Annotated in this window: 28 protein-coding genes; all 28 read right to left on the bottom strand. The window is 50.6% G+C overall.

All coding sequences use genetic code 11. The features are described from left to right. Positions 1-17: 17 nt before the first annotated feature. Positions 18-134 (bottom strand): 50S ribosomal protein L36, encoded by a 117-nt coding sequence (gene rpmJ, locus ACGHTT_RS02535; RefSeq protein ID WP_015047163.1) that lies wholly within the window; start codon positions 132-134, stop codon positions 18-20. A gap of 29 nt (positions 135-163) precedes the next feature. Continuing rightward, complete coding sequence (secY, locus tag ACGHTT_RS02530; RefSeq protein ID WP_290260751.1) at positions 164-1,480, bottom strand: preprotein translocase subunit SecY; 1,317 nt, start codon at positions 1,478-1,480, stop codon at positions 164-166. A gap of 12 nt (positions 1,481-1,492) precedes the next feature. Further along, positions 1,493-1,927: a 50S ribosomal protein L15 gene (gene rplO, locus ACGHTT_RS02525; protein WP_290260750.1), complete on the bottom strand. Its 435-nt coding sequence runs from the start codon at positions 1,925-1,927 to the stop codon at positions 1,493-1,495. 1 nt (position 1,928) lies between these two features. Continuing rightward, positions 1,929-2,114 carry a 50S ribosomal protein L30 gene (rpmD, locus tag ACGHTT_RS02520; protein WP_290260749.1) on the bottom strand — a complete coding sequence of 62 codons (186 nt, stop codon included), beginning with the start codon at positions 2,112-2,114 and terminating at the stop codon, positions 1,929-1,931. Between the two features lie 34 nt (positions 2,115-2,148). Further along, the gene (gene rpsE, locus ACGHTT_RS02515) at positions 2,149-2,658 is read right to left on the bottom strand and encodes a 30S ribosomal protein S5 (protein ID WP_290260748.1); all 510 of its coding nucleotides are present in this window, start codon (positions 2,656-2,658) and stop codon (positions 2,149-2,151) included. A gap of 10 nt (positions 2,659-2,668) precedes the next feature. After that, the gene (rplR, locus tag ACGHTT_RS02510) at positions 2,669-3,019 is read right to left on the bottom strand and encodes a 50S ribosomal protein L18 (RefSeq protein WP_290260747.1); all 351 of its coding nucleotides are present in this window, start codon (positions 3,017-3,019) and stop codon (positions 2,669-2,671) included. Positions 3,020-3,028: 9 nt separating this feature from the next. Then, complete coding sequence (rplF, locus tag ACGHTT_RS02505) at positions 3,029-3,562, bottom strand: 50S ribosomal protein L6 (RefSeq protein WP_390593300.1); 534 nt, start codon at positions 3,560-3,562, stop codon at positions 3,029-3,031. Positions 3,563-3,574: 12 nt separating this feature from the next. Next, entirely contained in the window at positions 3,575-3,967 is a 393-nt protein-coding gene (gene rpsH / locus ACGHTT_RS02500) for a 30S ribosomal protein S8 (RefSeq protein WP_390593299.1), read from the bottom strand. Positions 3,968-3,995: 28 nt separating this feature from the next. Beyond that, complete coding sequence (rpsN, locus tag ACGHTT_RS02495) at positions 3,996-4,301, bottom strand: 30S ribosomal protein S14 (RefSeq protein WP_290260744.1); 306 nt, start codon at positions 4,299-4,301, stop codon at positions 3,996-3,998. Positions 4,302-4,311: 10 nt separating this feature from the next. Then, positions 4,312-4,851 (bottom strand): 50S ribosomal protein L5, encoded by a 540-nt coding sequence (gene rplE / locus ACGHTT_RS02490; RefSeq protein ID WP_290260743.1) that lies wholly within the window; start codon positions 4,849-4,851, stop codon positions 4,312-4,314. A gap of 18 nt (positions 4,852-4,869) precedes the next feature. After that, positions 4,870-5,187 carry a 50S ribosomal protein L24 gene (rplX, locus tag ACGHTT_RS02485; RefSeq protein WP_290260742.1) on the bottom strand — a complete coding sequence of 106 codons (318 nt, stop codon included), beginning with the start codon at positions 5,185-5,187 and terminating at the stop codon, positions 4,870-4,872. A gap of 35 nt (positions 5,188-5,222) precedes the next feature. Further along, the gene (gene rplN, locus ACGHTT_RS02480) at positions 5,223-5,591 is read right to left on the bottom strand and encodes a 50S ribosomal protein L14 (protein ID WP_290260741.1); all 369 of its coding nucleotides are present in this window, start codon (positions 5,589-5,591) and stop codon (positions 5,223-5,225) included. Positions 5,592-5,628: 37 nt separating this feature from the next. Next, entirely contained in the window at positions 5,629-5,895 is a 267-nt protein-coding gene (gene rpsQ / locus ACGHTT_RS02475) for a 30S ribosomal protein S17 (protein ID WP_290260739.1), read from the bottom strand. 2 nt (positions 5,896-5,897) lie between these two features. Further along, positions 5,898-6,089: a 50S ribosomal protein L29 gene (gene rpmC / locus ACGHTT_RS02470; RefSeq protein ID WP_290260738.1), complete on the bottom strand. Its 192-nt coding sequence runs from the start codon at positions 6,087-6,089 to the stop codon at positions 5,898-5,900. Beyond that, entirely contained in the window at positions 6,089-6,502 is a 414-nt protein-coding gene (rplP, locus tag ACGHTT_RS02465; RefSeq protein ID WP_290260737.1) for a 50S ribosomal protein L16, read from the bottom strand. Before rplP ends, rpmC begins: the two co-directional genes overlap by 1 nt. Before the next feature lie 12 nt (positions 6,503-6,514). After that, complete coding sequence (rpsC, locus tag ACGHTT_RS02460) at positions 6,515-7,192, bottom strand: 30S ribosomal protein S3 (protein WP_390593298.1); 678 nt, start codon at positions 7,190-7,192, stop codon at positions 6,515-6,517. Positions 7,193-7,205: 13 nt separating this feature from the next. Beyond that, a complete protein-coding gene (gene rplV / locus ACGHTT_RS02455) occupies positions 7,206-7,538 on the bottom strand; it encodes a 50S ribosomal protein L22 (RefSeq protein ID WP_290260735.1) in 333 nt (110 codons plus the stop codon). 15 nt (positions 7,539-7,553) lie between these two features. Beyond that, entirely contained in the window at positions 7,554-7,832 is a 279-nt protein-coding gene (gene rpsS / locus ACGHTT_RS02450) for a 30S ribosomal protein S19 (protein WP_183911533.1), read from the bottom strand. 31 nt (positions 7,833-7,863) lie between these two features. Continuing rightward, positions 7,864-8,691: a 50S ribosomal protein L2 gene (gene rplB, locus ACGHTT_RS02445; RefSeq protein ID WP_390593297.1), complete on the bottom strand. Its 828-nt coding sequence runs from the start codon at positions 8,689-8,691 to the stop codon at positions 7,864-7,866. Between the two features lie 13 nt (positions 8,692-8,704). Beyond that, entirely contained in the window at positions 8,705-8,998 is a 294-nt protein-coding gene (gene rplW / locus ACGHTT_RS02440; RefSeq protein WP_390593296.1) for a 50S ribosomal protein L23, read from the bottom strand. Further along, on the bottom strand, positions 8,995-9,609 hold the full coding sequence (gene rplD, locus ACGHTT_RS02435; protein WP_290260731.1) for a 50S ribosomal protein L4: 615 nt from the start codon (positions 9,607-9,609) through the stop codon (positions 8,995-8,997). The genes rplW and rplD overlap by 4 nt, the downstream gene beginning before the upstream one ends. 20 nt (positions 9,610-9,629) lie before the next feature. Beyond that, entirely contained in the window at positions 9,630-10,274 is a 645-nt protein-coding gene (gene rplC, locus ACGHTT_RS02430) for a 50S ribosomal protein L3 (protein WP_290260730.1), read from the bottom strand. A 104-nt stretch (positions 10,275-10,378) separates the two neighbouring features. Continuing rightward, the gene (gene rpsJ / locus ACGHTT_RS02425; RefSeq protein WP_290260729.1) at positions 10,379-10,690 is read right to left on the bottom strand and encodes a 30S ribosomal protein S10; all 312 of its coding nucleotides are present in this window, start codon (positions 10,688-10,690) and stop codon (positions 10,379-10,381) included. 225 nt (positions 10,691-10,915) lie between these two features. Beyond that, entirely contained in the window at positions 10,916-12,112 is a 1,197-nt protein-coding gene (tuf, locus tag ACGHTT_RS02420; RefSeq protein ID WP_390593289.1) for an elongation factor Tu, read from the bottom strand. A gap of 34 nt (positions 12,113-12,146) precedes the next feature. After that, entirely contained in the window at positions 12,147-14,264 is a 2,118-nt protein-coding gene (gene fusA, locus ACGHTT_RS02415; RefSeq protein ID WP_390593295.1) for an elongation factor G, read from the bottom strand. 77 nt (positions 14,265-14,341) lie between these two features. Continuing rightward, positions 14,342-14,812: a 30S ribosomal protein S7 gene (gene rpsG / locus ACGHTT_RS02410; RefSeq protein ID WP_290260726.1), complete on the bottom strand. Its 471-nt coding sequence runs from the start codon at positions 14,810-14,812 to the stop codon at positions 14,342-14,344. Positions 14,813-14,966: 154 nt separating this feature from the next. Further along, positions 14,967-15,338, bottom strand: a complete 372-nt coding sequence (gene rpsL / locus ACGHTT_RS02405; RefSeq protein ID WP_290260725.1) for a 30S ribosomal protein S12 — start codon at positions 15,336-15,338, stop codon at positions 14,967-14,969. A gap of 191 nt (positions 15,339-15,529) precedes the next feature. Beyond that, positions 15,530-19,750 (bottom strand): DNA-directed RNA polymerase subunit beta', encoded by a 4,221-nt coding sequence (gene rpoC, locus ACGHTT_RS02400; protein ID WP_390593293.1) that lies wholly within the window; start codon positions 19,748-19,750, stop codon positions 15,530-15,532. Between the last annotated feature and the right edge of the window lie 28 nt (positions 19,751-19,778).

Raw genomic sequence — 19,778 nt, 5'->3', positions numbered from 1 at the left:
CAACTTCGGCACTTAAATTAGCCTTGACGCTGCTTGTGACGTGGCTCAACGCTGCAGATTACCCGCAGAACACCATTGCGCTTGACCATTTTGCAGTTACGGCAAACTTTCTTAACTGAAGCACGAACTTTCATTTTCTACCTCGCTTAAATCAGCCCTGACCCTAGCGGCCAAAGCTCTTCAAGTTTGATTTCTTCATCAGTGAATCATACTGATGAGACATTAAATGGGCTTGCACCTGAGACATAAAGTCCATGACAACCACCACCACAATCAATAGCGAAGTACCACCTAGATAGAAAGGTACATTGGTCGCTACGATCAAAAACTGCGGCAACAAACACACTGCTGCCATGTACAGCGCACCTACAACCGTCAAGCGGGTCAACACAGTATCAATATACTTTGCCGACTGCTCACCAGGACGAATCCCAGGGATGTAAGCGCCAGATTTCTTTAAGTTATCTGCTACTTCTTTTGGGTTGAACATCAACGCCGTATAGAAGAAACAGAAGAAGATGATCATCGCAGCAAACAAGACGAAGTTCAGCGGCTGGCCTGGACCAATAGCTAAGGCTAACTCTTGTAAAAACTCCGCGCCGGCACCTTCACCCTGACCAAACCAGCTGGATATGGACGCAGGGAACAACAACAAACTGCTCGCAAAGATGGGTGGAATCACACCAGCCATGTTCACTTTCAATGGTAAGTGGCTAGTTTGCGCGGCAAAAGCCTGACGCCCCTGCTGACGCTTGGCGTAGTTCACCGTAATACGGCGCTGACCACGCTCTACTCGCACCACAAACCATACAATCGCTATCGCCAGGAAAGTGATCGCTAACAACATCAGAATGTGTAAATCACCCTGACGCGAGCTTTCGAATGCCTGACCAACCGCACTTGGCAAACCCGCTACGATGCCTGCGAAAATCAGCATGGATATACCATTGCCAATACCGCGCTCAGTAACTTGCTCACCTAACCACATCATAAATACGGCGCCGGTCACGAGTGACACCACCGCAATAAAATAGAAGCTAAAACCCGGTTCGCCGCCATACGCCTGACCAGAGAAACCCACCGCCATCGCGATACCCTGGAAAGTCGCCAACATTACCGTGAAGTAACGAGTGTACTGGCTAATCTTGCGCCGACCCGCATCACCTTCCTTCTTCAGTTGCTCTAGAGAAGGGGTTACGGCCGTCATCAACTGCATAATAATCGATGCAGAAATGTAAGGCATGATACCCAACGCCAAGATACTCATGCGCTCAAGCGCACCGCCGGAAAACATGTTAAACAAACCCAAAATAGTGCCTTGGTTTTGGTTGAACAAGCTCGCCAAACGATCAGGATCTAAGCCTGGTACAGGGATGTGAGTCCCTATCCGATATACAACAATAGCCAGAAACAGAAAACGAAGGCGAGCCCAAAGCTCGCCTAAACCTTTCTGATTTCCTAATGGCAGATTACTCGCCATTGGGACCTCGTATTATTCTTCTACTTTACCGCCAGCGGCTTCGATCGCAGCTTTGGCGCCCTTGGTAACAGCAAGACCTTTCACGGTAACTGCTTTAGTCAGTTCGCCGGACAACATGATCTTGGCGCGTTTAATGTTGGTGCCGATGATATCAGCTCGCTTCAACGCTTCCAAATCAATTAGCTCGCCTTCTACCTTATTTAACTCGCCCAAACGAACTTCCGCTGTTACGCGACCGATACGTGAAGAGAAGCCAAACTTTGGCAGGCGCTTCTGCAAAGGCATCTGACCGCCTTCGAAGCCTGGACGAACACTGCCACCAGAACGGGATTTTAAACCCTTGTGACCGCGACCAGCAGTTTTACCCAAACCGCTACCAATACCGCGACCTACGCGCTTCTTGGCATGATTGCGGCCGGGGTTTGGGCTCAGAGTATTAAGACGCATATTACTCTCCCTCAACCTGGACCATATAGGTCACTTTGTTAATCATTCCACGTGTTGCTGGAGTATCTTCTACTTCAGCAGTGTGGCCGATGCGACGCAGTCCCAAGCCCTTCAAACAGGCTTGGTGCTTTTTCAGGCGGCCGATTGAGCTTTTTACCTGAGTCACTTTGACAGTTTTCTTAGCCATAGTCGTTCCGAATTCTCAGTTCTTGTCTCAGGCCTTAGCCCAAAATGTCTTCAACACTTTTGCCACGCTTAGCGGCAACGGATTCCGGAGAAACCATAGCCTTGAGCGCGTCGAATGTCGCACGTACAACGTTTACCGGGTTGGTAGAACCGTAGCACTTAGACAAAATGTTTTGGACGCCAGCAATTTCCAGCACCGCACGCATCGCACCACCGGCAATAACACCGGTACCTTGAGAAGCAGGCTGCATGTAAACTTTAGAACCGCCGTGGCGACCCTTGGTTGCGTACTGAATGGTATCGCCATTCAACTCAACCTGGATCATGTTGCGACGGGCAGCTTCCATAGCTTTCTGGATAGCGATAGGCACTTCGCGCGCTTTACCGCGACCAAAACCTACTTTACCGTTTCCGTCACCAACAACTGTCAACGCTGTGAACGCAAAAATACGACCACCTTTAACAGTCTTTGCAACGCGGTTTACCTGGACTAGCTTTTCCTGCAAGCCTTCGGTATTACCTGTATCTTTCTTTTCGTAAGCCATGATTCAACCCTTAGAATTCCAGGCCGGCTTCACGCGCGGCGTCGGCCAATGCTTTAATCCGACCGTGGTATTTGAAACCACTGCGATCGAACGCTACTTGGGTCACGCCAGCGGCTTTCGCGCGCTCAGCGATCAGACTGCCAACAGCCTTGGCGGCATCTACGTTGCCTGTTTTACCTTCGCGCAAGCTCTTATCAAGAGTTGATGCACAAGCTAACACTTTGGCGCCCTCGCCAGAAATAATCTGGGCGTAGATATGGCGTGGAGTGCGATGAATCGTCAAACGGGTAACTTTCAGCTCGGCGATTTTCGCACGAGCCTTGGTAGCACGACGCTGACGAGCAATTTTCTTGTCGCTCATATCCTAGCCCTACTTCTTCTTAGCTTCTTTACGCAGTACATTTTCGTCGCTATAGCGAACACCCTTGCCCTTGTAAGGCTCTGGTGGACGGAATGCGCGAATCTCAGCAGCAACCTGACCAAGCAATTGCTTGTCGGCGCTCTTCAGTACTACTTCGGTCTGACTAGGGGTCTCAGCCGTTACACCCGCCGGGAGGGTGTAATCGATAGGATGAGAAAAGCCCAACGTCAGGTTTACAGTGTTTCCAGATGCTTTTGCACGGTAACCAACACCGATGAGAGTCAGTTTCTTTTCGAAACCGGCTGTAACACCTTTAACCATGTTGTTTACCAGCGCACGGGTAGTACCCGCTAACGCATTGGACTGCTTGGCATTATCGCGCGGCGCGAACGTCAGAACGTTTCCGTCCTGCTTCACTTCCACATCTTTGTGGACCGCGAGTGCCAATGTACCTTGCTTGCCTTTTATATTGACGTTTTGACCTTTCAGACTAACATCAACGCCAGCAGGTATTTCAACCGGACTTTTTGCAACTCGTGACATGACGACTTCCCGTTAGAAAACAGTGCAGAGCACTTCACCGCCAACGCCAGCAACACGTGCTGCGCGGTCGGTCATAACACCTTTACTGGTAGAAACAATCGCAACACCCAATCCACCACGGACTGAAGGCAGCTCATCTTTCCCAGCATAATTACGTAAACCTGGACGGCTTACACGGTCAAGCTCAGCGATAACTGGCTTGCCTTCGAAGTATTTCAGCTCGATAGTCAGCTCTGGCTTAACGCCCTCGCTTATATCAAAACCTGATACATAGCCTTCTTCTGTCAGCACGCGTGCAACGCTTGCCTTCAAATTTGAAGACGGCATGGTAACGCTCGGCTTACCAACCATTTGTGCGTTACGCACGCGGGTTAGCATATCTGCCAAAGGATCTTGCATACTCATAGGATTCTGCTCCTGAAAACAGCCGTCATTACCAGCTTGATTTAACCAGACCAGGCACGTCACCGCGCATGGCTGCTTCACGCAATTTGTTACGGCACAAGCCGAACTTGCGGTATACAGCGTGCGGACGACCGGTCAGACGACAGCGGCGCTGCTGACGGCTCGGGCTTGCATCACGTGGCATTGCCTGCAATTTCTGCTGTGCGTCCCAGATTTCTTCGTCAGACGAAGAAGAGCTAGAAATAATAGCTTTCAGCTCTGCACGCTTGGCAGCAAATTTGGCTACTGTATTTGTACGCTTTAATTCGCGTGCAATCATAGATTTCTTGGCCATGGTTCTACCCTTATCCTTTGAATGGGAAGTTGAACGCTTTTAACAGCGCGCGACCTTCCTCATCGGTACGGGCAGTAGTCGTGATACAGATATCAAGACCACGGATTTTATCGATTTTATCGTAATCGATTTCCGGGAAAATGATCTGTTCAGTAACGCCCATTGAAAAATTACCACGACCGTCGAACTGCTTGGGGCTAATACCCCGGAAGTCGCGAATACGTGGAATCGCAATGGAAACCAAGCGATCAAGGAATTCGTACATACGATCCTGACGCAAAGTTACCTTACAGCCAATTGGCCAACCATCACGAATTTTAAAACCTGCAATGGATTTCCGGCTCTTGGTAACAACTACCTTTTGCCCAGAAATTTGCTCCAAGTTTTTGACAGCGTGCTCAAGCACTTTTTTGTCGCCAACTGCTTCACCAACACCCATGTTAAGGGTGATTTTGGTAATGCGTGGAATTTCCATTACATTCGCGAGTCCGAGCTCTTGCTGGAGCTTGGGCGCGATTTCTTTTTTGTAAAGATCTTTCAGCCTAGCCATTTCTGCTACCTGGTCTGCTTATGCGTCTACGGCTTCGCCGTTGGATTTAAAGACGCGAATCTTCTTCCCGTCTTCGAGAATTTTGAAGCCCACACGATCAGCTTTCTGAGTTGCAGCATTAAATATTGCAACATTAGAATCCTGAATCGCAGCTTCTTTTTCCACGATACCACCAGCAACACCCGCTTGCGGGTTTGGCTTCTGGTGCTTTTTAATCATGTTAATGCCTGAAACAACCAAACGATTGTCGGCCAAAACGCGCACTACTTTGCCACGTTTGCCCTTATCGCGCCCGGCGATAACAATCACTTCGTCATCACGTTTGATCTTACGCATTTGCCTGTCCTCGATTCTCTGACTCTGGCCTGTACTTACAGTACTTCAGGTGCCAGAGAAATGATTTTCATAAACTTGTCACCGCGAAGCTCACGCGTAACTGGCCCAAAAATACGAGTGCCAATTGGAGCATCTTGGTTGTTAAGTAATACAGCTGCGTTATCATCAAATTTGATCAGTGAACCGTCTGGGCGGCGAACACCTTTACGAGTGCGCACTACGACAGCCTTCATCACTTGACCCTTTTTGACCTTACCGCGAGGAATCGCTTCCTTCACGGTGACCTTGATGATGTCACCTACAGATGCGTAACGACGATGTGAACCGCCTAGCACCTTGATACACATAACGCGGCGAGCACCACTGTTGTCAGCCACTTCTAAGTAGGATTCAGTTTGAATCATGGTCCGTCTCCGAAACTCTTAATCGAGCGTTACTGAGCTAAATCTCAGCAGCGCGCTCTTCAATTTTAACTAAAGCCCAAGACTTAGTTTTAGACAGAGGACGAGATTCAGCGATAGTGACAACGTCACCCATCTTGCACTCGTTGTTCTCGTCATGAGCCTTCAACTTAGATGATTTACTAACATACTTGCCATAAATCGGGTGCTTTTCGCGACGCTCAATCAGAACAACAATGGACTTGTCCATCTTGTTGCTAACGACCTTACCGGTCAGCGTGCGCGCAGTCTTTTTTGCCTGATCCATTGTTAATTACCTGCCTTTTCAGTCAGCACAGTTTTAATACGTGCGATGTCACGACGAGCGTTCTTCAACAGATGAGTCTGGCTCAGTTGACCGGTAGCTGCCTGCATACGGAGCTTGAACTGAGCTTGCAGCTCAGACAACAGCGCCGCATTCAGCTCTTCAACTGATTTTTCGCGGAGTTCTGAAGTTTTCATTACATCACCGTACGCTTAACGAAAGTTGTAGACAGCGGCAGTTTGGCTGCAGCTAGAGCGAAAGCTTCGCGAGCGATTTGCTCAGGAACACCTTCCATCTCATACAACACTTTGCCTGGTTGAATCTGGGCTACCCAGTACTCAACATTACCCTTACCTTTACCCTGACGAACTTCCAAAGGCTTTTCGGTAATTGGCTTATCTGGAAACACTCGAATCCAAATTTTACCGCCACGTTTAATGTGACGAGTCATTGCACGACGAGCCGCTTCGATCTGACGAGCAGTGATGCGTCCGCGGGCAATAGCTTTTAAGCCAAATTCGCCAAAGCTAACTTTAGAGCCACGCTGGGCCAAGCCGCGGTTGCGGCCTTTCATTTGCTTGCGAAACTTTGTACGCTTCGGTTGCAGCATGTTGCGTACCCCTTACTTAGAAGACTTCTTCTTAGGCGCTGCAGTTTCTACTGGTGTTTCACCACCAAGAACTTCGCCCTTGAAGATCCATACTTTCACGCCAATGATGCCGTAAGTGGTTTTCGCTTCGGCTGTAGCGTAGTCAATATCTGCACGCAGGGTGTGCAATGGCACACGTCCTTCGCGGTACCACTCGGAACGAGCAATTTCTGCACCGCCCAAACGACCACCTACCTGCACCTTGATCCCTTCAGCGCCCTGACGCATGGCGTTTTGCACAACGCGCTTCATGGCGCGGCGGAACATCACACGACGCTCCAACTGTTGTGCAACACTTTGTGCTACCAGAGCCGCATCCAGATCAGGCTTGCGGATTTCTTCGATGTTGATATGTACAGGCACCCCCATTTTAGCGGTAATGGCACTGCGCAATTTCTCAACGTCTTCGCCTTTCTTACCGATCACAATGCCTGGACGGGCAGTGTGGATGGTAACGCGAGCGGTGTTCGCAGGACGCTCGATATCAATGCGACTAACAGACGCACTGGCAAGCTCCTTTTGAATGTACTCGCGCACTTTCAAATCGGTGTAAAGCTTATCTGCGTATTCATCACTACCGGCATACCAAACAGAAGTATGCTTCTTAACGATACCCAGACGAATACCTGTCGGATGTACTTTCTGACCCATAACGCCTGCTCTCTTACTTGTCTGCTACTTTAACGGTAATGTGGCAGGTGCGCTTACAAATACGGTCTGCGCGACCTTTAGCTCGAGGCTGAATACGCTTCATTGTCAGACCTTCGTCGACAAAAATCGTAGAAACCTTTAACTCATCCACATCGGCACCATCGTTGTGCTCTGCGTTAGCAATCGCTGATTCCAAAACCTTCTTGATCAAAACGGCGCCCTTTTTGGGGCTGAACGCTAAGATATCGAGAGCTTCGTCAACGCGCTTGCCACGGATCTGGTCAGCAACCAGTCGAGCTTTTTGCGCTGATAAGCGAGCACCGCGTAATTTTGCTGCTACTTCCATCGTCATAACCTCGAATTAACGCTTCTTCGCTTTCTTATCCGCGATATGACCGCGGTAAGTGCGAGTGGCGGCGAATTCGCCCAGTTTATGACCAACCATTTCTTCGTTGACCAGAACCGGAACGTGTTGACGCCCGTTGTGCACAGCAATCGTTAGACCAACCATATCTGGCATGATCATCGAGCGACGCGACCAGGTTTTAACTGGACGGCGATCATTCTTTTCGATCGCTGCTTCGACCTTCTTCAACAGGTGAAGATCGATGAAAGGACCTTTCTTCAGTGAACGTGGCACTGTAATTCCCCTAATCAGCTAAGTCGCGCGATTACTTCTTGCCGCGACGACGAACAATCATGTTATCTGTGCGCTTGTTACTACGAGTCTTATAACCCTTAGTTGGCACACCCCATGGAGTAACCGGATGACGACCACCAGAGGTGCGGCCTTCACCACCACCGTGCGGGTGATCAACCGGGTTCATCGCCACACCGCGAACAGTAGGACGAACACCGCGCCAACGCTTGGCACCGGCTTTACCTAGTGAACGCAGACTGTGTTCGCTGTTAGACACTTCGCCTAACGTCGCACGACAATCACTCAGAACTTTGCGCATCTCACCGCTGCGAAGACGCAGCGTAGCGTAGGCGCCATCACGGGCAACCAACTGCGCAGAAGTACCCGCAGAACGCACTAACTGAGCACCCTTACCAGGCTTAAGCTCAATACAGTGAATCACGGCACCAACAGGAATATTGCGCAGTGGCAAAGTATTACCTGGCTTGATTGGCGCTGTTTCACCGCTCACGATTTGATCGCCAGCGTGCAGACCTTTCGGTGCAATGATGTAACGACGCTCACCATCGGCGTAACACACCAACGCAATATTTGCGCTGCGGTTTGGATCGTATTCCAAACGCTCAACTTTGGCCGGGATACCGTCCTTCAAGCGCTTAAAATCGATAACGCGATAATGCTGCTTATGACCACCACCGATATGACGGGTAGTGATGCGACCGTTGTTGTTACGACCACCGGTCTTGCTTTTCTTCTCTAACAAAGGTGCATATGGTGCGCCCTTGTGTAGTTCAGGATTTACAACGCTCTCAACAAAGCGACGGCCAGGAGAGGTTGGTTTGCGTTTTACAATTGCCATCTCAACAATCCCCTTACTCTGCTACTGCAAAGTCAATATCTTGACCCTGCTCGAGACGAACGTAAGCCTTCTTCCAATCGCTCTTTTGGCCCATACCATGCTTAGTACGCTTGGTCTTGCCCTTCACGTTGATTGTGCGAACGCTTACAACTTTCACACTAAAAAGCTTTTCTACTGCAGCTTTGATCTCGATCTTGTCGGCACTTGGAAGCACCTTGAAAACCACTTGATCTTGCTCACCTGCGCCGGCCGCTTTTTCGGAAATGACCGGACCTAGCAACACTTTATAAATGCGTTCTTGGTTCATGCCAACATCCCCTCAAGCTTCTTCAGAGCAGGAACAGTCACTACAACCTTGTCGAAACGAATCAGACTTACAGGGTCAACACCCTCTGCGTCACGTACGTCAACTTTGTGCAGGTTGCGAGCTGCCAGATAAAGATTCATGTTTAACTCTTCAGTCACGATCAACACATCTGAAAGATTGTATTGCGCCAACTGACCTACCAATGCTTTTGTTTTTGGCGCATCAAGCTCGAAGCTATCAACAACAATCAAACGCTCTTGGCGAGCAAGTTCAGACATGATGCACTGCATAGCAGCACGATACATTTTCTTGTTTAACTTCTGGTCAAAGCTACGTGGCTTAGCTGCGAAAGTTACACCACCGGTACGCCATAGCGGACCGCGAGTTGTACCTGCACGAGCACGACCCGTACCTTTTTGACGCCAAGGCTTGGCGCCACCACCAGAAACTTCAGCGCGAGTCTTCTGCGCTTTGGTGCCTTGACGCGCTGCTGCCATATAAGCAACAACCGCTTGATGCACCAAGTCTTGATTGAACTCGCGAGCAAACGCTACATCAGATACGTTAACCGTACCTTTGGCGCCTGCTGGAGTAGTAATATTCAATTCCATGGTCGATCCCCCTCGGAAACTTAGCCGTTGTTGCGCGCTTTAACAGCGAGACGCACGATGACGTCACCACCTGGAGCACCAGGTACTGCGCCTTTGATCAACAGCAAATTACGCTCTGCATCGACCTTAACCACTTCAAGATTTTGAACGGTTACGCGCTCATCACCCATATGGCCGGTCATCTTTTTGCCTTTAAATACGCGACCAGGAGTCTGGCACTGGCCAATAGAGCCGGGTACGCGATGAGAAAGGGAGTTACCGTGGGTAGCATCCTGCATGGTGAAGTTCCAACGCTTAACAGTACCAGCGAAGCCCTTACCTTTGGATGTTCCAGTGACGTCTACGATTTGACCAGCTTCAAAAGCGGAAACAGTAATTTCTGAACCAACTTCGAAAGCTTCACCACCGTCATTGCGCAACTCGTACAGACCACGACCGGCTTCTGTATTAGCTTTGGCAAAATGACCAGCAGCAGATTTTACAACGCGGGAAGCGCGACGCGAACCAAGAGTTACCTGCACAGCAGAGTAGCCATCAGTTTCGACGCTCTTAACCTGAGTAATACGGTTTGGCTCAACTTCAACCACCGTTACTGGGATAGAGACACCGTCTTCAGTGAAGATACGGGTCATGCCGCTTTTGCGACCGACAATACCTATTGTCATTTTTAAAACCTCTATGGTGTACGGGGCTTTTACCCGCTATGGCCGCCCATTTCAGAGCGTTACACACTCCTACTCACTCGCGCGGGTAGGCAGCAAAATGTTATTTATCCGAGACTAATTTGAACTTCGACACCAGCAGCTAGGTCCAGCTTCATAAGGGCGTCTACAGTCTTTTCTGTAGGCTCTACAATATCCAACAAACGCTTATGTGTGCGGATTTCGTACTGGTCACGCGCATCTTTGTTAACATGCGGTGAAACCAGAATAGTGAAACGCTCTCGACGAGTAGGCAGCGGAATCGGACCACGCACTTGGGCACCTGTACGCTTTGCTGTCTCGACGATTTCCTGTGTAGAAGCATCAATCAACTTGTGATCGAAAGCTTTCAGGCGAATGCGAATGCGCTGACTCTGCATCTGAACCAAACTCCAAAATACTATAAAGAACAATCCGCCAGGGGAAATCCCTGAAAAACGGAGGCGCAATATTAAGGGCGAACACCCTTACTGTCAAGCAAATGAAGAAAACTTCCTTTTCCGCAGAAAAAGACTTTTAAAACAAGAGCTTAACGTTGAAAACCGCCCCGAAAACTCGGGGCGATTGACTATTCAGCAATAAAACACTGAAAATATTTTCAACGATTACTCGATGATCTTAGCAACAACACCCGCACCAACGGTACGACCACCTTCACGGATGGCGAAGCGTAAGCCGTCTTCCATCGCGATTGGGTGAATCAAGGTGACTTCCATTTGCACGTTATCACCTGGCATTACCATCTCAACACCTTCTGGCAGCTCACAAGCACCAGTTACGTCGGTAGTACGGAAGTAGAACTGTGGACGGTAGCCTTTGAAGAATGGCGTGTGACGACCACCTTCGTCTTTCGACAATACGTACACTTCTGACTGGAACTTGGTGTGCGGCTTGATCGCGCCTGGCTTAGACAACACCTGACCACGCTCAACGTCGTCGCGCTTAGTACCGCGCAACAGAACACCTACGTTCTCACCAGCGCGACCTTCGTCAAGCAGCTTGCGGAACATTTCAACACCAGTACAGGTAGTTTTGGTGGTATCGCGAAGACCAACGATCTCGATTTCTTCGCCCACTTTAACGATACCGCGCTCGATACGACCAGTCACAACAGTACCGCGACCAGAGATAGAGAACACGTCTTCGATTGGCATCAAGAAAGCACCGTCGATAGCACGCTCGGGCTCAGGAATGTAAGAGTCCAGCGTCTCAACCAATTTCTTAACAGCGGTGGTACCCATTTCGTTTTCATCGGTACCGTTCAACGCCATTAGCGCAGAACCGATGATGATTGGGGTATCGTCGCCTGGGAATTCGTATTGGCTCAACAGCTCGCGAACTTCCATCTCAACCAGCTCTAATAGCTCGGCATCGTCAACCATGTCGGCTTTGTTCAGGAACACAACGATGTAAGGTACACCTACCTGACGTGACAGCAGGATGTGCTCGCGCGTCTGTGGCATTGGGCCATCAGCGGCAGAACATACCAGAATAGCGCCGTCCATCTGCGCAGCACCGGTGATCATGTTCTTCACATAATCGGCGTGACCTGGGCAATCTACGTGTGCGTAGTGACGGATTGGTGAATCATATTCCACGTGCGCTGCAGAAATGGTGATACCGCGCTCGCGCTCTTCTGGCGCCGAGTCGATACCATCAAATGCAACCGCTGCACCGCTGCCCCATACTTCCGCACATACGCGAGTCAGAGCTGCTGTCAGGGTAGTTTTACCATGGTCAACGTGACCAATGGTGCCCACGTTTACGTGGGGCTTGTTACGTTCAAACTTAGCCTTAGCCATTTTTTAAAACCTCAAATACGTGAATTTGATTCGATTAGTAATCGCTAGCAACCCTGCTCTTGGCAATGATTTCCTGCGCGACATTAGAAGGTGCCTCAGCGTAGTGCAGGAACTCCATGGAGTAAGTTGCACGACCCTGGGTTGCAGAGCGCAATGCAGTCGCATAACCGAACATCTCGGCCAGCGGCACCTCAGCATTAACGATCTTGCCTGACGGGGTATCTTCCATACCCTGAATCAGACCTCGGCGACGGTTTAAGTCACCGACCACATCACCCATGTTTTCTTCTGGCGTTACCACTTCAACCTTCATAGTTGGCTCAAGCAGAACCGCACCGCCAAATTGCGCCAATTGCTTTGTGGCCATTGACGCAGCGATCTTGAACGCCATTTCATTGGAGTCGACATCGTGGAAGGAACCATCGTAAACAGTCGCCTTCAAGCCCAGCAACGGATAGCCGCCCAGAACACCGTTCTTAGACTGCTCTTCAATACCCTTGCCGATTGCTGGAATGTATTCCTTCGGAATAACACCGCCGACAACCTCGCTTACGAACTCCACTTTTTCAGCGTTGGCATCCGCTGCTGGCTCAAACCTGATCCAGCAGTGACCATACTGACCACGGCCACCCGATTGACGCACAAACTTACCTTCAATCTCGCAGGTGTTTGTGATCTTTTCGCGGTAAGCAACCTGTGGCTTACCAATATTGGCCTCAACGCTGAATTCACGGCGCATGCGGTCAACAATGATATCTAAATGCAGCTCACCCATGCCGGAGATGATAGTTTGACCCGTCTCCTTATCAGTGTGAACGCGGAAGGATGGGTCTTCTTGCGCCAGCTTGCCCAGCGCCACACCCATCTTTTCCTGATCCGCTTGAGATTTGGGCTCTACCGCCACCGAGATAACCGGCTCGGGAAACTCCATGCGCTCAAGGGTAATAACATGATTGATATCGCACAGGGTATCGCCTGTGGTGACATCCTTGAAGCCAATACCGGCGGCTATATCGCCAGCCCAGACTTCTTTAATTTCTTGGCGGTTGTTAGCGTGCATTTGCACCATGCGGCCAACCCGCTCTTTTTTGCCCTTAACAGCATTAAAGATCTGGTCGCCCTGCGCCAACTTACCGGAGTAAACCCGGAAGAAGGTTAACGTGCCAACGAAGGGATCAGTGGCAATTTTAAAGGCCAGTGCCGAGAAAGGCGCATCGTCGTCGGCTTCGCGAATAGCGTGTGTCTCACCGTCATCGAGCACGCCGTCGATAGCTTTCACTTCCGTGGGCGACGGCAAATACTCAACTACCGCGTCTAGCACAGCCTGAACGCCTTTATTTTTAAAAGCTGAGCCGCCTAGCACGGGGATAATTTCACCCGCCAGCGTGCGTTTGCGCAAGGCGGACTTGATTTCAGCCTCGGTGAGCTCGCCGCCCTCGAGGTACTTGTCCATCAACTCTTCGGTGGCTTCGGCCGCAGCTTCAACCAACTGCTCGCGCATGCTCGCACAAACCTCTGCCATGTCGGCAGGAATTGGCTCGTAAGCGAAGGTCATACCCTGATCCTCTTCATTCCAGCGAATCGCCTTCATTTTGATCAGGTCTACAACACCTTGGAAATGTTCTTCAGCGCCTATGGTCATCTGCAATGGCACCGGGTTGGCACCTAGACGCGTCTTGAGCTGATTGACCACGCGCATAAAGTCGGCGCCGGTCCTGTCCATCTTATTGACGAACACCATGCGCGGAACTTCGTATTTATTGGCCTGCCGCCAAACGGTTTCAGTCTGAGGCTGAACCCCAGAGGAACCACAGAGAACAACGACAGCACCGTCCAGCACACGCAATGAACGCTCCACCTCAATGGTGAAGTCTACGTGCCCCGGGGTATCGATAATATTGACGCGATGCTCTTCGAACTGAGCATCCATACCACGCCAGAAACAGGTGGTAGCGGCAGATGTAATGGTAATACCACGCTCTTGCTCTTGCTCCATCCAATCCATGGTGGCAGCACCGTGATGCACCTCACCAATCTTATGGGACAGACCTGTATAGAACAGAACGCGCTCGGTAGTCGTGGTTTTACCCGCATCAACATGCGCACAAATACCAATATTGCGGTAGCGTGAGATGGGTGTTTTACGTGCCACAAAAGACTCCCGAAAAAACAATCGTTATTAACACTAAAAGGCAGCCGAAGCTGCCTTTTAGCATCAAAGCATGGCGCTTAGAAACGGTAGTGGCTGAATGCCTTGTTCGCTTCTGCCATACGGTGAACGTCTTCACGCTTCTTCACAGCAGCACCTTTGCCCTGCGAGGCGTCAATCAATTCACCGGCCAAACGCTGAGCCATAGACTTCTCACCGCGATTGCGTGAGTAATCTACCAGCCAGCGCATAGCTAGCGCTGCACGACGAGCTGGACGAACTTCAACGGGCACTTGGTAAGTAGCACCACCGACACGGCGGGACTTAACTTCTACCATAGGCGCGATGGCTTCGAGAGCTTCATCGAACACTTCTAATGGATCGCGGTTCAGTTTTGTCTGAACAACTTCGAGGGCACCGTAAACAATGCGCTCTGCGACCGACTTCTTACCACTGACCATCACGTGGTTCATAAATTTCGCCAGCGTTGTGTTACCAAACTTGGGATCTGGTAAGACTTCGCGTTTTGCGACGACGCGTCTTCTTGGCATTTTAAATCGCCTCTATCTTTAGGTTTTTCTAAGACTCCGCTCTTACCGCTGCTCAAAGGTCCTAAAAGTCGGAACTTCCAATCTCTTCAGCGGGGCAAGCGCGCTTAGCCTTACTCGGTTCAACCGAAAACGTATGTCTTCAGAAATCTTGCGATTACTTAGGACGCTTGACTCCGTACTTGGAACGACGCTGCTTGCGATCTTTCACGCCAGCGGTATCCAAAGAGCCACGCACTGTGTGGTAACGCACACCTGGCAAGTCTTTTACACGACCGCCACGGATTAGCACCACGCTATGCTCTTGCAGGTTGTGCCCTTCACCACCGATGTAAGAAGTTACTTCAAAGCCATTGGTTAGGCGCACACGGCAGACCTTACGCAAAGCTGAGTTTGGCTTCTTTGGTGTAGTGGTGTAAACGCGGGTACAAACGCCACGTTTCTGCGGATTGGCTTGCAATGCAGGAACGTCGCTTTTAACAACCTTACGTTTTCTCGGCTTACGAACCAACTGGTTGATCGTTGCCATGAAAATAAACTCCACAAACTAGTTTTCGCTACCCAACAGTCGGATAACGCAGTTAAAAGTGCAGGCAACCGCCTGCCCCACTCAGAAAAAGTGGGAGGCGCATTGTAAGGACGCCCCCCACCCCAGTCAAGATGAAAAAACAGCCAAGTTGCCCTGGCTGCACCCATCTCACGTGTTTTTTAGCCTAAAACTCAGCTTGCGCTGGATTTCAACGCTTCGGTCAAGGCTGCTTCTACTTCCGCAGCACTCACACCACCCTCATTTGGCGCCTTGTCACGCACGCGACGACGCTCGTTGTGGTAGGCCAAACCGGTACCCGCTGGAATCAAGCGGCCCACAACCACGTTCTCTTTCAAGCCGCGCAGATCATCGCGCTTGCCGGTTACGGCAGCCTCGGTCAATACGCGCGTGGTTTCCTGGAAGGAAGCCGCGGAGATGAAAGATTCGGTCGCCAAGGACGCCTTGGTAATACCAAGCAACTGACGCTCGTAGGTAGCAGGCTGCTTACCTTCGGCGCGCAGACGCTCGTTCTCTTCCAGCACTTTATGGAACTCAGCCTGCTCGCCCTTCACGAAGCTAGAGTCACCCATGGTGGTGATCTCAACCTTGCGCAGCATTTGACGGCAAATGGTTTCGATGTGCTTATCGTTGATCTTTACACCCTGTAGGCGGTAAACGTCTTGGATTTCGTTAGTAATGTAACGAGCCAAGGCTTCAACACCTTTGAGGCGCAAAATATCGTGTGGATTGCTTGGACCGTCCGACACAACTTCACCACGCGCTACCTGCTCACCTTCGAACACCGTCAATTGACGGTGCTTAGGAATCAGCACCTCGTAATGGGTTGAACCGTCTGGCAATGGCTGACCATCGCTCGGGGTAATCACCAAGCGGCGCTTACCTTTGGTTTCCTTACCGAAGCTAACGGTACCGGAGATTTCCGCCAAGATTGACGGCTCTTTCGGCTTACGCGCTTCGAACAAGTCGGCAACGCGCGGCAAACCACCGGTAATATCGCGAGTCTTCGAACCTTCCTGCGGAATACGCGCAAGAATGTCACCAACCACAATCTTATCGCCATTACTGATCGACAAAATTGACTTAGGTGGCAACGCATAGTGCGCAGGCACGTTGGTATTCGGCAAGTAAAGCTCGTCGCCTTTTTCGTCGATCAAGGTGATCGCTGGCTTCAAATCCTTACCAGCAGCGGGACGTTCAGCCGGATCTATAATTTCGATCGACGACAGACCCGTCAACTCGTCCGTTTGACGACGCACAGATAAACCTTCTTCCATACCTGAGAAGGCTACCTGACCGGCCACTTCGGTCACGATGGGATGAACGTGCGGATCCCACTTAGCTACGATTTGGCCACCGTCGACGGTCTCGCCCTCTTTAACGGTAATCAAGGCGCCGTAAGGAATCTTGTAGCGCTCGCGCTCGCGACCATTGCCGTCGGCAACCGCCAGCTCACCGGAACGGGAAACCGCAACCAAGTGGCCATCTGGACGGCTAACAACTTTAATGTTGTGCAGGCGAATAGTACCTTCCTGCTTGACGCTAACGCTGTCTGCAGCAGACGCTCGAGATGCCGCACCACCGATGTGGAAGGTACGCATGGTCAACTGAGTACCGGGCTCACCGATTGACTGAGCAGCGATAACACCGATAGATTCGCCCATGTTGGCGCGATGGCCACGGGCCAGATCGCGACCATAACACTGAGCGCAAATGCCTTGGCGCGTTTCACAGGTAATTGGCGAGCGCACACAAACCTCGTCAATACCCATTTTCTCAACGCGCTTAACCCACTCTTCGTCGATGATAGTGCCGGCCGGAATCAGAATTTCATCTGAATCAGAGCGGACCACATCGCGCGCAATAACGCGACCAAGAATACGATCACCCAAGGAGTCGATGATGTCGCCACCTTCGATCACTGGCGACATGGTCAAACCTTCGTCAGTGCCACAATCTACTTCGGTCACAACAACGTCTTGCGCCACGTCAACCAAACGACGGGTCAAGTAACCAGAGTTTGCCGTCTTCAAGGCGGTATCAGCCAAACCTTTACGCGCACCGTGCGTAGAGATGAAGTACTGAAGTACGTTCAAACCTTCGCGGAAGTTTGCGGTAATAGGCGTTTCGATAATCGAGCCATCTGGACGCGCCATCAAACCACGCATACCGGCTAGCTGACGAATCTGCGCTGGCGAACCACGCGCTCCTGAGTCGGCGTACATGTACACGGAGTTGAAGCTGTCTTGCATTTCTTCTTTGCCATCGCGGTTGGTCACAGCTTCTTTACTGATACCTTCCATCATGGACTTAGCCACGAGATCGTTAGCGCGCGACCAGATATCGATCACCTTGTTGTACTTCTCGCCCTGGGTAACCAAACCGGCAGCAAACTGGCTTTCAATTTCTTTCACGTCGTTTTCGGCACGCTCAACAATCTTGGCCTTCGCATCGGGAATGGCAAAGTCATTCACACCGATAGACGAACCAGATTTAGTTGAGTACTCGTAACCCATGTACATCAACTGATCGGCAAAAATGACGGTCGATTTCAAGCCAACTTGACGGTAGCAGTAGTTAATCAAGGCAGAGATTGCCTTTTTCACCATGTTCTTGTTAACCATGTCAAAGGGAATACCCTCTGGCGCAATTTCCCACAGCAGCACGCGACCAACCGTAGTATCAACAACTTTTGATACTTCGATACGCTCGCCCTGCTCGCCGAAAGTCACTTGATTGACGCGAACTTTAATCTTCGCTTGCAGCTCGGCAACTTTACCGTGGTAGGCGCGGTTAACTTCTTTAACGTCAGCGAAAGCCATGCCTTCGCCCTTGGCATTAATACGCTCGCGGGTCATCCAATAGAGACCCAATACAACGTCCTGCGAAGGCACGATGATTGGCTCACCGTTGGCTGGTGACAGGATGTTGTTGGTCGACATCATCAAGGCACGCGCTTCCAACTGAGCTTCAATCGTCAGCGGCACGTGAACAGCCATCTGGTCACCGTCGAAGTCGGCGTTGTATGCCGCACAAACGAGTGGGTGCAACTGGATCGCCTTACCCTCAATCAACACAGGCTCGAACGCCTGAATACCCAGACGGTGAAGCGTTGGCGCACGGTTTAACAACACCGGATGTTCGCGAATGACATCGTCGAGAATGTCCCAAACCACTGGCTCTTCGCGCTCGACCATCTTCTTTGCAGCTTTGATAGTGGTCGCCAAGCCTTTTAATTCCAGCTTGCTGAAAATAAACGGTTTAAATAATTCCAACGCCATTTTCTTCGGCAAACCACACTGATGTAAGCGCAGGGTTGGACCTACCACGATCACAGAACGACCGGAGTAATCTACCCGCTTACCCAGCAAGTTTTGACGGAAACGACCTTGCTTACCTTTGATCATGTCAGCCAGTGACTTCAAAGGACGCTTGTTTGAACCGGTGATGGCACGACCGCGACGGCCGTTATCCAGCAACGCATCCACAGCTTCCTGCAACATGCGCTTTTCGTTGCGCACGATGATGTCTGGCGCAGACAAATCCAACAAACGCTTCAAGCGGTTGTTGCGGTTGATCACGCGGCGATACAAATCGTTTAGATCAGAGGTCGCAAAGCGGCCGCCGTCTAGCGGTACCAAAGGACGCAAATCCGGCGGCAACACTGGCAGCGCTTCCAACACCATCCACTCAGGCTTGTTGCCCGAGCCGAAGAAAGCTTCAAGCAACTTCAAGCGCTTGGAGTACTTTTTAATTTTGGTTTCAGAATTGGTGTTTGGAATTTCTTCGCGCAAGAATTGAATCTCTTGCTCGAGATGAATATCCGCCATCAGCTTCTGAATAGCCTCTGCACCCATGCTGGCTTCGAATTCGTCGCCAAATTCTTCCATGGCTTCGAAGTACTGCTCATCGTTCAGCAGTTGACCCAGCTCTAGCGTGGTCATGCCTGGGTCAGTTACAACGTAAGATTCAAAATACAACACCCGCTCGATGTCGCGCAGGGTCATATCCAGCAACAAGCCAATACGGCTTGGCAGGGATTTCAAAAACCAAATATGAGCAACGGGCGACGCTAGCTCAATGTGGCCCATGCGCTCGCGACGCACTTTGGCCAAGGTCACTTCGACGCCACATTTTTCGCAAATGATGCCGCGATGTTTCATGCGCTTGTACTTGCCGCACAAACATTCGTAGTCTTTTACTGGGCCAAAAATTTTGGCGCAGAATAAACCTTCACGCTCAGGTTTGAACGTGCGGTAGTTGATTGTCTCTGGCTTTTTAACTTCGCCAAATGACCAAGAGCGAATCATGTCTGGCGATGCCAAACCAATACGAATCGCGTCAAATTCTTCAACCTGTCCCTGGGACTTCAGCAGATTAAGTAAGTCTTTCAAGGCGCTTCCTCCAATGGGCTTAAATAGC

The organism is Simiduia litorea (assembly GCF_042853465.1).
GTDB classification, from domain to species: domain Bacteria; phylum Pseudomonadota; class Gammaproteobacteria; order Pseudomonadales; family Cellvibrionaceae; genus Simiduia; species Simiduia litorea.
Note: the sequence above shows the minus strand (reverse complement) of the source record. Positions and strands in the feature narration are given on the sequence as shown.